This window comes from Pseudarthrobacter sp. L1SW (assembly GCF_020809045.1).
GTDB lineage: Bacteria > Actinomycetota > Actinomycetes > Actinomycetales > Micrococcaceae > Arthrobacter.
This window is the reverse complement of sequence record NZ_CP078079.1, coordinates 1652677-1665041: the sequence shown is the minus strand read 5'-3', so window position 1 is coordinate 1665041 and position 12365 is coordinate 1652677. Positions and strand designations below refer to the sequence as shown.

11 protein-coding genes are annotated in these 12365 nt (G+C 66.0%); 5 read left to right on the top strand and 6 right to left on the bottom strand.

The features are described 5' to 3' along the window. Positions 1–6 precede the first annotated feature (6 nt). The gene (glnA, locus tag KTR40_RS07650; protein ID WP_066280551.1) at positions 7–1347 is read right to left on the bottom strand and encodes a type I glutamate--ammonia ligase; all 1341 of its coding nucleotides are present in this window, start codon (positions 1345–1347) and stop codon (positions 7–9) included. Positions 1348–1622: 275 nt separating this feature from the next. On the opposite strand from glnA, the gene panB reads away from it, so the two are divergent. After that, the gene (gene panB / locus KTR40_RS07645; RefSeq protein ID WP_228405768.1) at positions 1623–2519 is read left to right on the top strand and encodes a 3-methyl-2-oxobutanoate hydroxymethyltransferase; all 897 of its coding nucleotides are present in this window, start codon (positions 1623–1625) and stop codon (positions 2517–2519) included. A 53-nt stretch (positions 2520–2572) separates the two neighbouring features. Here panB and KTR40_RS07640 read toward each other — a convergent pair whose 3' ends face one another. Continuing rightward, the gene (locus tag KTR40_RS07640; RefSeq protein ID WP_120691318.1) at positions 2573–2737 is read right to left on the bottom strand and encodes an SPOR domain-containing protein; all 165 of its coding nucleotides are present in this window, start codon (positions 2735–2737) and stop codon (positions 2573–2575) included. A 121-nt stretch (positions 2738–2858) separates the two neighbouring features. Between KTR40_RS07640 and map the strand changes: the two genes are divergently transcribed. From map to KTR40_RS07625, 3 genes are all read left to right on the top strand, one after another. Further along, the gene (gene map, locus KTR40_RS07635) at positions 2859–3737 is read left to right on the top strand and encodes a type I methionyl aminopeptidase (RefSeq protein WP_139028871.1); all 879 of its coding nucleotides are present in this window, start codon (positions 2859–2861) and stop codon (positions 3735–3737) included. A gap of 132 nt (positions 3738–3869) precedes the next feature. Beyond that, positions 3870–4673 (top strand): polyphosphate--glucose phosphotransferase, encoded by an 804-nt coding sequence (gene ppgK, locus KTR40_RS07630; RefSeq protein ID WP_139028870.1) that lies wholly within the window; start codon positions 3870–3872, stop codon positions 4671–4673. Between the two features lie 32 nt (positions 4674–4705). Next, positions 4706–5440 carry an SDR family oxidoreductase gene (locus tag KTR40_RS07625; RefSeq protein WP_139028884.1) on the top strand — a complete coding sequence of 245 codons (735 nt, stop codon included), beginning with the start codon at positions 4706–4708 and terminating at the stop codon, positions 5438–5440. 75 nt (positions 5441–5515) lie between these two features. Here KTR40_RS07625 and nrdR read toward each other — a convergent pair whose 3' ends face one another. The 3 genes from nrdR to KTR40_RS07610 form a co-directional block, all read right to left on the bottom strand. Next, positions 5516–6019: a transcriptional regulator NrdR gene (gene nrdR / locus KTR40_RS07620; protein WP_228405767.1), complete on the bottom strand. Its 504-nt coding sequence runs from the start codon at positions 6017–6019 to the stop codon at positions 5516–5518. Between the two features lie 138 nt (positions 6020–6157). Continuing rightward, positions 6158–7528, bottom strand: coding sequence for a histidinol dehydrogenase (gene hisD / locus KTR40_RS07615; protein WP_228405766.1), 1371 nt, complete (start codon positions 7526–7528; stop codon positions 6158–6160). Positions 7529–7555: 27 nt separating this feature from the next. Next, positions 7556–8086: a hypothetical protein gene (locus tag KTR40_RS07610; RefSeq protein WP_228405765.1), complete on the bottom strand. Its 531-nt coding sequence runs from the start codon at positions 8084–8086 to the stop codon at positions 7556–7558. Positions 8087–8264: 178 nt separating this feature from the next. On the opposite strand from KTR40_RS07610, the gene KTR40_RS07605 reads away from it, so the two are divergent. Beyond that, complete coding sequence (locus KTR40_RS07605; RefSeq protein WP_139028883.1) at positions 8265–8723, top strand: flavin reductase family protein; 459 nt, start codon at positions 8265–8267, stop codon at positions 8721–8723. A 60-nt stretch (positions 8724–8783) separates the two neighbouring features. Here KTR40_RS07605 and dnaE read toward each other — a convergent pair whose 3' ends face one another. Continuing rightward, positions 8784–12341 (bottom strand): DNA polymerase III subunit alpha, encoded by a 3558-nt coding sequence (gene dnaE, locus KTR40_RS07600; protein WP_228405764.1) that lies wholly within the window; start codon positions 12339–12341, stop codon positions 8784–8786. Positions 12342–12365: the final 24 nt, after the last annotated feature.

Here is a 12365-nt window from a genome sequence, read left to right as displayed (position 1 = left end):
CGCCGCCTAGAGGATGCCGAGGTTGCGCTGCAGCTCGTAGGGCGTCACCTGCAGGCGGTAGTCCTGCCACTCGGCGCGCTTGTTGCGCAGGAAGTGTTCAAAGACCTGCTCGCCCAGGATCTGGGGCATCAGTTCGGAGTCTTCCATGGTCCGGATGGCGTCGTGGAGGCTTGCGGGAAGGGGATCGTGGCCCATGGCCCGGCGTTCCGCGGAGCTCAGCGACCAGACGTCGTCCTCGGCGGCTGCGGGAAGGTCGTAGCCTTCCTCGATGCCCTTGAGGCCGGCGCCGAGCAGGACGGCGTACGCCAGGTAGGGGTTCGCGGCGGAATCGATGCCGCGGTACTCGATCCGGGCGGACTGCCCCTTGCCCGGCTTGTACAGCGGAACCCGGACCAGCGCCGAGCGGTTGTTGTGGCCCCAGCTCAGGTAGCTGGGGGCTTCCCCGCCGCCCCAGAGCCGCTTGTAGGAGTTGACGAACTGGTTGGTCACCGCAGTGAATTCCGGGGCGTGCTTCAGGATGCCGGCAATGAACTGGCGGGCGGTCTTGGACAGCTGGAATTCCGCGCCGGCCTCGTAGAAGGCGTTGGTGTCCCCCTCAAACAAGGAGAAGTGCGTGTGCATGCCGGACCCGGGATGCGCGGTGAACGGCTTGGGCATAAAGGTGGCATAGGTCCCCTGCTGGAGTGCCACTTCCTTGATGACCGTGCGGAACGTCATGATGTTGTCCGCGGTCTGCAGGGCATCCGCGTAGCGGAGGTCGATTTCGTTCTGGCCTGGACCTGCTTCGTGGTGGCTGAATTCCACCGAGATCCCCACGGATTCGAGCATGGTCACGGCCGTCCGGCGGAAGTCCTGGGCTACGCCGCCGGGCACATGGTCGAAATAGCCGCCCTCGTCCACCGGCACGGGCGCGCCGTCCGGACCCGGTTCCTGCGACTTCAGGAGGTAGAACTCGATCTCGGGGTGCGTGTAGCAGGTGAAGCCCATGTCCGCCGCCTTGGCGAGGGTCCGCTTCAGCACATTGCGCGGATCCGCGGCGGACGGCTCGCCGTCGGGCGTGAGGATGTCGCAGAACATCCTCGACGTCTGCTCCGTCTCGCCGCGCCAGGGCAGGATCTGGAACGTGGAGGGGTCGGGCTGGGCCAACATGTCGGATTCGAACACCCGGGCCAGGCCTTCGATCGCGGAACCGTCGAAGCCCAGGCCTTCCTCGAAGGCGCCCTCAACCTCAGCGGGCGCAAGTGCCACGGACTTGAGCGAGCCCACGACGTCGGTGAACCACAGGCGTACGAACCGTACGTCGCGCTCTTCGATTGTGCGCAGGACAAACTCTTGCTGGCGGTCCATGATGGCCTCTTCTCCGGTCAACGTCCATGCTCCGGGTCCGCAGAGGGGGAAAGCCGGCAGCAGTTCACCAACACTGTACTAAGCATTCGGCGCCGATGCTGGAGCCTGCGCCGCGCGTAACACAGCGTTAACACCTCCCCGCCGGATTTTGGCTCCGGAGCGCGCCTCCGCCCGCTCCCGGGGACGTGTCCTGGCGCCGACCTATGATGCGTATCACCACTGGCCGTGACGGCCGCCGGTAGCTAGGACGGCCGGTACCGCACTACGCTCGTGCCATGGCCACAAGCAACAGCTCCGACTCCAGCATGTCCGCCGACGTCCCCGCCCCCTACGGCAGCGGGCCCGGGCAGGCTGCCGCGTCCGCTGCGGAACGGAAGCCTGCAAAAGTCCGCATCCACCACCTTCAGCAGGCCAAGAGGGACGGGACCAAGTTCGCGATGCTGACTGCCTATGAGCAGTACACGGCGGAGATCTTCGACGCCGCCGGCATCGAAGTGCTCCTCGTCGGCGACTCGGCGTCGAACAACGTGTTCGGCAATGAAACCAGCCTGCCGGTGACCGTGGACGAGCTGCTCCCGCTGTGCAGGGCCGTGGCGCGGTCCGCCAAACGCGCGCTGGTGGTGGCCGACCTGCCGTTCGGCAGCTACGAGGTTTCGCCCGAGCAGGCCGTCGCCGCGGGCGTTCGCTTCCTCAAGGAAGGCCTGGCCCACGCCGTCAAGATTGAGGGCGGCAAGTACTATGCCCCCACCGTGAAGGCCATGGTGCAGGCCGGGATCCCGGTGATGGCGCACATCGGTTTCACCCCGCAGAGCGAGCACGCGCTGGGCGGGTACCGCGTCCAGGGCCGCGGCGGCGACGCACAGCGGTTGATTGACGACGCCGTCGCGCTGGCTGAGGCGGGCGCGTTCAGTGTGCTGATGGAAATGGTTCCGGCCGAGACGGCGGCCGCGGTGGACGCGGCGGTCACTGTTCCCACCGTGGGGATCGGCGCCGGCAAGGAAACCACCGGGCAGGTGCTCGTCTGGCAGGATATGGCGGGGCTCCGCGGCGGGCGGATGGCCAAGTTCGTCAAGCAGTACGCGGACCTGCGCAGCACCCTTTTGGATGCTGCCACTGCCTACGCCGACGACGTCCGGTCCGGCCAGTTCCCCGGGCCTGAACACTCCTTCTGAAAGGCGCCGACGGAACAGCTGGCCGGCACCCGGCCAGCCCTTCCGCCCGACGTTCAGTCGTCGTCGTCCTTTTCCCACGCCTCATTGCGGGCGCGGACCTTCTCGAGGGCGTGCTCGGCCTCTTCCCTGGTTTTGTACGGGCCGATCAGCTGGCTCCAGTCGGACAGCCGGTCCTCTTCGATCTCGTGCGTCCTGACGTTGTACCAGTACTCAGTCATCGTGGCTCCTCGTTCCGGCGGCGGGGAAGCAGCGGCGTGATCCGCGTAACTTAAATTCTTTCGCGGGTCCCGCGCGGCTTCCGGTTGTTAGGCGTTCTGCAGTGCCTTATATGATCAATCTATGCCTTCCCTTGCCTCGACTGCACCCATCGGCACCCTCACTCCGGGAACCATAGGTCCGCAGCGTCCCGTCCCGGCGTCCATCCCCCGGCCGGAGTACGTCGGCAAGCCTGCCCCGGCAAAGTTCACGGGTTCGGAGGTCAAATCCCCCGAAACGGTCGAGAAGATCCGGGTGGCTTCGAAGATCGCCGCGCAGGCCATCGTGGAAGTGGGCAAGCACATCCAGCCGGGCGTCACCACGGACCAGTTGGACAAGGTGGGCCACGAGTTCCTCCTTGACCACCACGCCTACCCGTCCACCCTGGGCTACCGGGGCTTCCCCAAGTCCCTGTGTTCGTCCCTGAACGAAGTCATTTGCCACGGCATCCCGGACAGCACCGTGGTCCAGGACGGCGACATCCTCAACATCGACATCACCGCTTTCATCAACGGCGTCCACGGCGACACCAACTACACCTTCCTGGTGGGCGACGTAGACGAGGAATCCCGGCTGCTGGTGGAACGGACGCAGGAGTCGCTGAACCGGGCCATCAAGGCCGTGGCCCCAGGCCGTGAAATCAACGTGATCGGCCGCGCCATACAGTCCTACGCCAAGCGCTTCGGCTACGGTGTGGTGCGGGACTTCACCGGCCACGGCGTGGGCGAAGCATTCCATACTGGGCTCATCATTCCGCATTACGATGCCGCCCCGGCCTACAACACCGTGATCGAAGCCGGCATGGTCTTCACCATCGAGCCGATGCTGACCCTGGGCACCGTGGAGTGGGACATGTGGGCTGATGACTGGACCGTGGTCACGAAGGACCGGAAGCGCACTGCCCAGTTTGAGCACACGCTGCTGGTGACGGACTCCGGTGCGGAGATCCTGACCCTGCCGTAGCCTGTTCACCTGGTCTCCAGCCTGATGTACTGATCGCCGCATACCCTTTCCCGGTTCCTGACCGGACATCACATCCCAGGCGGCCCTCCGGCCGCCGCAACCCTGCCCGCCTCTGCCACGAACGGAATCCCATTGGCCAAGAATGACGAAAAGTCGCACAAGAACGCCCCCCTGATCGGCATCGACATCGGAGGCACTGGAATCAAGGGCGGCATCGTCGACCTGAAGAAGGGCAAGCTGCTTGGCGAACGGTTCCGGGTCCCCACCCCCCAGCCGGCCACCCCGGAATCCGTTGCCGAAGCAGTGGCTCTGGTGGTCTCAGAGCTTTCTGCCCGGCCCGAGGCGCCGGCGGCCGGCTCGCCCGTGGGCGTGACCTTCCCCGGCATCATCCAGCACGGCGTGGTCCACTCCGCCGCCAACGTGGACAAGAGCTGGCTCAACACGGACATCGATGCGCTCCTGACCGCCCGGCTGGGGCGGCCGGTGGAGGTCATCAACGACGCCGACGCCGCAGGGCTGGCGGAGGCCCGCTACGGTGCGGGGGCCGGTGTCAAGGGCACGGTCCTGGTGATCACTTTGGGCACGGGAATCGGCTCGGCGTTCATTTTCGATGGCAAGCTTGTTCCCAACGCTGAACTGGGCCACCTGGAAATCGACGGCCACGACGCCGAATCCAAAGCCTCGGCAGTGGCACGGGAGCGCGACGGCCTGTCCTGGGACGAATACAGCGTCCTGCTGCAGCGCTACTTCTCGCACGTCGAATTCCTGTTCTCGCCCGAACTGTTCATTGTGGGCGGCGGCATCTCCAAGCGCGCCGACGAGTACTTGCCCAACCTCCGGCTCCGCACCCCCATCGTGCCGGCAGTCCTTCGCAACGAGGCCGGCATCGTTGGTGCCGCCATCGAAATCGCGCTGAAGCACAAGCTCGCCAAGTAGCCGTGGCTGCGACCGCCCCGGGCCGGGGCGTCATGGTGGTGACGGGGGCCAGCCGCGGCATCGGCGCCGCCATTGCGCGGCTTGCTGCCCGCAGGGGATTTGCCGTCGTCGTGAATTACTCGGCGGATGCCGCCGGCGCGGATTCCGTGGTGCGAGGCATTACTGACGACGGCGGCACGGCAGTTCCGGTGCGGGCGGACGTCAGCGACCCCTCCGCCGTCCGTTCCCTGTTCGAGGCCGCCGCCAACCTGGGCACACTGACGGCCGTCGTGAACAACGCCGGGATAACCGGGAACCGGATCGGCAAGCTTGCCGATGTGCCGGCTGAGACGGTCCGCCGGGTGATGGACGTCAACATCACCGGGACCGTCCAGGTGTGCCAGGAGGCGGTGCGGCGCCTCGGCACAGCGGCCGGAGGACGCGGCGGTTGCATCGTCAACATCTCATCCACTGCCACCAAGGCAGGGTCACCCGGGACATGGGCGCACTATGCGGCGTCCAAAGGTGCGGTGGACGTCCTGACCGTGGGCCTCGCGGCGGAAGTGGCCAGCCAAGGCATCCGGGTCAATGCCGTGGCCCCCGGCAGCACCAACACGGGATTGCACGCAGCAGCCGGGATGCCGGACCGGATGGAACGCCTCAACCCCACCATTCCCATGGGACGTGGAGCGGAGCCGGAGGAGGTGGCCGCGGCAGTCCTGTGGCTGATGTCAGCCGAGGCGTCCTACATCACAGGAGTGGTGCTGCCGGTGTCCGGGGGCAGGTGAACCGCCCGCCAACGCGGATCCTGACGGTGGTGCCGGTGGCGGCTGCGGCTTCCCCTCCGCTGCCGCCACCGGAGTCTAGAGTGGGCTCTTCTCGGAGCTCTTCGCGCCCTTTGGGGTAATACCTGGGGCGCCTTCCTCCTCCTGGCGGAGAAGGGCGATAGCGGTTTCAAAGTCCTCAAGGGATTCAAAAGCCTGGTAGACGCTGGCGAAGCGCAGGTAGGCAACCTTGTCCAGCTTCTGCAGCGGGCCGAGGATGACCAGGCCAACCTCGTGGGCGTCGATCTCGGCCGCGCCGGAGGACCGGATCTGCTCTTCCACTTCCTGCGCGAGCAGCGCGAGGTCGTCTTCGCTGACGGGCCGCCCCTGGCAGGCCTTGCGCACCCCGTTGATCACCTTGCTGCGGCTGAAGGGCTCCCCCACGCCGGAACGCTTGATCACGGAAAGGCTGGTAGTTTCCACCGTGGTGAATCTTCGGCCGCACTCCGGGCACTGGCGGCGCCGGCGGATGGCCGAACCGTCATCCGCCATGCGGCTGTCCACCACCCGGGAGTCCGGGTTGCGGCAGAACGGACAATACATAGTGCCACCCTCCTTCCCAGGCGCCAGTGCAGGCGCACCTTCAGCGCCTCCTATTTTATGTCCCCGGGACCCCTAATAACAAGCGTGTAATACTACATGTAGTGGTAGGACCCACTAGATATTGGCCCGGGAGGGGTTTCAGGCGAACCTTGCCGTCACCGCTTCCCCGTGGGCGGGAAGGTCTTCGGCGCCGGACAAGCTGACAATGTGCCCGCTGACCTCGGCCAGCGCGTCCCTGCTGTAGTTGACTACCTGGATGGCCCGCAGGAACGTGGTGACATTCAGGCCGGACGAAAAAGCGGCGGTGCCGCTGGTGGGCAGGACGTGGTTGGACCCCGCGCAGTAGTCCCCCAGGCTGACGGGACTGTAGTCGCCCACAAAAATGGCGCCGGCATTCCGGATCCTGGCGGCCACGCCGGCGGCGTCCGCGGTCATGATCTCCAGGTGTTCTGCCGCATAGGCGTCGCAGGCTGCGATGCCCTGTTCCAGGTTGTCCACCAGTACCACCCCGGACTGCGGTCCGGACAGCGCCTCGAGGACCCGTCCGGAGTGCTTGGTGGCCCCAGCCTGGTGGCCGAGTTCGGCGCGGACCGCCGTGGCGAGGTCCTCGGAATCGGTAATCAGCACCGAGGCCGCCTTGGGGTCGTGTTCAGCCTGGCTGATGAGGTCTGCGGCCACCAGGGCCGGCCGGGCCGTGGAGTCCGCCAGGATGGCGATCTCCGTGGTGCCGGCCTCCGAATCGATCCCCACGACGCCCTTCACCAGGCGCTTGGCGGTGGCAACAAAGATATTGCCCGGCCCGGTCACCACGTCCACAGGCTCCAGTGCCGGGCCAGCCTCCGTGGCCTCAACACCATAGGCGAACGCGGCGATGGCCTGGGCGCCGCCGATGGCGTACACCTCGGTGATGCCCAGCAGAGCGGCGGCGGCCAGGATGGTGGGGTGCGGCAGGCCGCCGAACTCCTTCTGCGGCGGCGACGCCAGTGCGATCGACTGCACTCCGGCGGCGAGGGCGGGAACAACGTTCATGATTACGGAGGACGGGTAGACGGCGAGGCCGCCGGGTACGTAGAGTCCCACCCTTGCCACCGGCACCCAGTTCTGGGCCACCACGGCGCCGTCGCCAAGCTCGACCTCGATGTCGCGGGGGCGCTGGCCGTCCGCGAAGCGCCGTGCCCGGCTGATGGACTCCTCAAGCGCGCTGCGGACGGACGGCTCCAACTCCTCCAGGGCGGCTGCCAGGGCCTCCTGCGGGACCAGCGGATGGCGCTGCTGCACGCCGTCGAATCGAAGGGCGAGTTCTCCGAGTGCTTCGAAGCCGCCCCGCCGGACGGCCGCAATGATGTCCAGGACCTTCCCTTCCGCGTCCGCCACGGTCTGGCCCTGGGCGCGCGGGACAGCGGCGCGCAGTCCGGCGAGGGTCAGGCTTTGGCCGCGCAGGTCAACGGTGCGGAAGTCTACGACGGCGGCGGCTGGGCTGGCGGGATTCTCCGAAGAAATGGTCACCATGCCATTTTACGGGCCCGCCGCCCTGCTTCACGGCGCCGCCGCAGCGTGCTGCGGCTGGTGCGTGCCGCCGTCGGACTTCCTGCCCAGGAGGTTTAGAAGCTCCAGTACAAAAACCGAAGCGGCCGTGGCAGCGGGCCACAGCAGCAGCACCGGCCAGGCCCGCAGCGAAAAGGCAATGCTGGCGTTCGCCGAGGCGTCCACGGCGGGCGCCCACAGCTGGGCACTGAGCAGCCCCGCCTGCCAGGCGGTCACTGCGCCGCACAGGGCGCCGGCGAGCCCCATCACCAGGTCCGCCTGCGGGTCCACGCGCTTCCTGTCGGCCAGGAAGACGGCAAGGAGGCACCCGGCCAGGACCAGCAGGCCGGCCAGCGTCAGGTCCCGCGGCAGCCAGACCACCGGATTGGTGCCGCTGGCGAGGGAGGGATCCCGGGTGATCAGGTTGAGCCCGCCGGGGGCCAGGAGCCACCACAGGATGCCGAGCGGGACACCCGCAGCTGCCGGGACCGCGAATACAGCCCAGGACAGGCGCGGGCGCGTGCGGCGGGTGGCTTTCGTCATGCAACAAACCTTAACAAATGTTCTGCCGGGTTAACCGCCGTTCGTGGTGCTTCAAGTGATTCACCGCAGGCGCGCCGGACCAATACCCTTGAAGGAGGACAGAGAACACCAGCCATTCCAGCCACCAGGAGTTTCCGTGACAACAGCCGACGTTCCGTTTGAGCGGACGTTCAGGGAGATGTTCCGGCGCCATGCTGCCGGCGTCGCCATCATCACGGTCAACTACCAGGACCAGCCCTACGGTTTCACCGCCACCTCGGTTGCCTCACTTTCCGCGCAGCCGCCGCGTTTCACCTTCAACATGGCCCGCAGTTCACGCTCGTGGCCTGCCGTGGCCAACACCACCTACCTTGGGGTCCACATGCTGGGCCTGGAGAACCAGCAGCTTGCTGACCGGTTTGCCGGTGCCGGCAACCGCTTCGAGGGTGACCACTGGGAGGTGGGCCCGCACGGCGTGCCGGTGCTCAAGGGCGTGGCAGGCTGGCTTATTGGCGAAGTGCAGATGCGCCTGTCCTTCGAAAACAACGCCGTGGTGGTGGTCCAGGTGGTGGACGGCCAGGTGGGCGGCGAAGGCTCTCCCCTGCTATACCACGGCGGAGCGTACGGCCAGCCGGTTCCCCTGGACTACGAGATCTAGCAGTCCCGGCAAACCGCGGACGACGGCGGCACGTGCCGCCCGCCGTCGTCAGTCCGTGTGTCAGGCGTCAAGGCAGGCGGGGCCGAGGAGCACTTTCAGGTCGCCGAACAGGGACGGGCTGGGGTTCACGCGCAGGTGGACCGGCAGGCCCATGATTTCCGTCCGCGTGTCGCCTTGGAGGTGCAGCCGCACTTCGGAGTTGCCCCGGTGGGTACGGAGGACGTCGCCAAGTTCGGTGACCACCGCTTCCGTGGCCTTGTAGGTGGGCATGGTGATCACCAGCGGGCCGTTGAGCCCCTCGCTGAGGTCGGGGACGGACAGCTCCATGCAGTTCAGTGTGATGGCACCGTCGTCGCGTTTTTGCAGGCGTCCCTTGACCACCACGATCAGGTCCTCGGCCAGCACGGAAGCGATGGGGCCGTAGACCTGGCCGAAGAACATGACTTCCATGGAGCCGCCCAGGTCCTCCACCTCGGCCCGTGCGTACGCGTTGCCGCTGGCCTTTGCAATGCGCCTGCTCAGCGACGTAATCATTCCGGCAATGGTGATGATGGCGCCGTCCTGCGGTCCGTCTTCGCCCAGGACGGACGTGATGCTCATCTCCGCATGCTGGCTCAGCAGCCCTTCGAGGCCCTGCAGGGGGTGGTCCGAAACGTAGAGCCCCAGCATGTCGCGTTCGAAGGAGAGTTTGTCCTTCTTTTCCCATTCCGGCAGGTCCGGGATTTCGATGCTCAGGGATGACTCGGACTCGGCTTCGTCGAAGCCGGCGAAGAGGTCGAACTGTCCGATCGCCTCGTTCCGCTTGAGCGTGATCACGGAGTCGATCGCCTCTTCGTGGATCATGGCCAGGGCCCGGCGGTGGTGGCCCAGGGAATCAAAGGCGCCGGACTTGATCAGGGATTCAATGGTCCGCTTGTTGCAGACCACGGCGGGGACCTTCATCAGGTAGTCCTTGAAGGACGTGAACGCCCCCTCGCTTTCCCGGGCGGCCACCATGGCCTCCACCACGTTGACGCCCACGTTGCGGATGGCACCCATGCCGAAGCGGATGTCATTGCCCACGGGAGTGAAGTTCAGGGCGGACTCGTTCACGTCCGGCGGCAGCACGGTGATGCCCATGCGCCGGCATTCGTTGAGGTAGATGGCCGACTTGTCCTTGTCGTCGCCCACGGAGGTCAGGAGCGCGGCCATGTACTCCGGGGCGTAGTGCGCCTTCAGGTAGGCGGTCCAGTAGGAGATCACGCCGTAGGCGGCCGAGTGCGCCTTGTTGAAGGCGTAGTCGGAGAAGGGGAGCAGGATGTCCCACAGGGTTTTCACGGCCTCCATGGAGTAGCCGTTGTCCTGCATGCCCTGGGAAAAACCCGCGAACTGCTTGTCCAGTTCCGATTTCTTCTTCTTGCCCATGGCGCGCCGGAGGATGTCTGCCTGGCCCAGCGAGTACCCGGCCAGCTTCTGCGCCACGGCCATAACCTGTTCCTGGTACACGATCAGGCCATAGGTTCCGCCGAGGATTTCCGAAAGGGGTTCCTTCAGTTCCGGGTGGATGGGGATGACTTCCTGGATCCCGTTCTTGCGCAGCGCATAGTCCGTGTGCGCGTTGGCGCCCATGGGACCGGGCCGGTACAGGGCGAGCACTGCGGAAATGTCTTCGAAGTTGTCAGGCTTCATCAGCTTGAGCAGGGACCGCATGGGCCCGCCATCGAGCTGGAACACGCCCAGGGTGTCGCCGCGGGCCAGCAGCTCGTAGGACGGGGCGTCGTCGAGTTCCAGGTTTTCCAGGTCCAGGTCGATGCCGCGGTTCATCTTGATGTTTTCCAGGGCGTCGGAAATGATCGTCAGGTTCCGCAGGCCCAGGAAGTCCATCTTGATCAGGCCGAGGCCCTCACACGTGGGGTAGTCGAACTGGGTAATGACCTGGCCGTCCTGGATCCGGCGCATGATGGGGATGACGTCGATGATCGGGTCCGAGGACATGATGACGCCGGCCGCGTGGACACCCCACTGCCGCTTCAGGCCCTCGATGCCCAGGGCCGTCTCAAAAACCTTCGCGGCCTCCGGGTCCGTGCTGATGAGCTGGCGGAAATCGCCCGCTTCACCGTAGCGCTTGGCCTCCGGGTTTTGGATGTCCGCCAGCGGGATGTCCTTGGCCATCACGGCCGGGGGCAGGGCCTTGGTGAGCGTTTCACCCATGCTGAACGGGTAGCCCAGCACGCGCGAGGAGTCCTTCAGCGCCTGCTTGGTCTTGATGGTGCCGTACGTGACGATCATGGCCACGCGTTCGTCGCCGTATTTCCGGGTCACGTAGTCGATGACTTCGGAGCGGCGCCGGTCATCGAAGTCGACGTCGAAGTCGGGCATGGAGACGCGGTCCGGGTTCAGGAACCGTTCAAAGATCAGACCGTGGCGCAGCGGGTCCAGGTCGGTGATGCGCATGGCGTAGGCCACCATGGAGCCGGCGCCGGAACCACGTCCGGGGCCAACCCGGATGCCGTTGTTCTTGGCCCAGTTGATGAAGTCCGCCACCACCAGGAAGTAGCCGGGGAAACCCATGGAAGTGATGACGCCCAGCTCGTAGTCGGCCTGGGCGCGGACGTTGTCGGGGACACCGCCCGGATAACGGTATTCCAGCCCCTTGGCCACTTCCTTGACCAGCCAGGAGGTTTCGTCCTCCCCCGGCGGGCAGGGGAACCGCGGCATGTAGTTGGCCCCGGTGTTGAAGGACACTTCGCAGCGCTCGGCGATCAGGAGGGTGTTGTCGCAGGCGTCGGGGTGGTCGCGGAACAGTTCCCGCATTTCCTGGGGCGACTTCAGGTAGTAGCCGCTGCCGGAGAAGGCGAAGCGGGACCCGCCGTTGTCATAGGTGGGTTCCAGCAGGGTTGAACCGGACTGGATGGCCAGCAGGGCCTCGTGGGCCTTGGCATCGTGCTCGTGGGTGTAGTGGAGGTCGTTGGTGGCCACCAACGGGAGGTTCAGCTCCTTGGCGAGCCGCAGCAGGTCCCCGGTGACGCGCCGCTCGATGTCCAGCCCGTGGTCCATGAGTTCGCAGAAGTAGTTTTCCGCCCCGAAGATGTCCCGGAACTCCGCAGCGGCCTCCAGCGCCTCGCGGTACTGGCCCAGCCGCAGCCGGGTCTGGATTTCACCGGACGGGCAGCCCGTGGTGGCGATCAGGCCCTCGGAATAGGTGTTCAGCAGCTCCCTGTCCAGGCGCGGCCACTTGCCGAAGACTGCATCAAGGGAGGCGATGGAGGATGCCCGGAACAGGTTCCGCATGCCCGCGTTGTTGTAGCTGAGCAGGGTCATGTGGGTGTAGGAACCACCGCCGGAAATATCGTCCTTGCGCTGGTGTTCCTCACCCCAGCGCACGCGGCTCTTGTCACCGCGGGCTGTTCCCGGAGTCACATAGGCTTCGACGCCGATGATCGGCTTGATCCCTTTGTCCGTGGCCTTCTTCCAGAAGTCGAAGGCGCCGAAGAGGTAGCCGTGGTCGGTGGTGGCAAGGGCAGGCATGCCCAGCCGCTCCGTTTCATCGAACAGCTCGCCGAGCCTGGCGGCACCGTCCAGCATCGAGTACTCGGTGTGGTTGTGGAGATGGACAAACGAGTCGTTGCTGGAAGTCACCGCACTATTCTATGCGCCGGGTGT

Coding starts and splice junctions, on each gene's coding strand:
- panB (WP_228405768.1), top strand. CDS start 1,623: ATGGCCACAAGCAACAGCTCCGACTCCAGCATGTCCGCCGACGTCCCC.
- KTR40_RS07610 (WP_228405765.1), bottom strand. CDS start 8,086: ATGACGAAAGCCACCCGCCGCACGCGCCCGCGCCTGTCCTGGGCTGTA.
- hisD (WP_228405766.1), bottom strand. CDS start 7,528: ATGGTGACCATTTCTTCGGAGAATCCCGCCAGCCCAGCCGCCGCCGTC.
- glnA (WP_066280551.1), bottom strand. CDS start 1,347: ATGGACCGCCAGCAAGAGTTTGTCCTGCGCACAATCGAAGAGCGCGAC.
- map (WP_139028871.1), top strand. CDS start 2,859: ATGCCTTCCCTTGCCTCGACTGCACCCATCGGCACCCTCACTCCGGGA.
- nrdR (WP_228405767.1), bottom strand. CDS start 6,019: ATGTATTGTCCGTTCTGCCGCAACCCGGACTCCCGGGTGGTGGACAGC.
- KTR40_RS07640 (WP_120691318.1), bottom strand. CDS start 2,737: ATGACTGAGTACTGGTACAACGTCAGGACGCACGAGATCGAAGAGGAC.
- KTR40_RS07605 (WP_139028883.1), top strand. CDS start 8,265: ATGTTCCGGCGCCATGCTGCCGGCGTCGCCATCATCACGGTCAACTAC.
- KTR40_RS07625 (WP_139028884.1), top strand. CDS start 4,706: ATGGTGGTGACGGGGGCCAGCCGCGGCATCGGCGCCGCCATTGCGCGG.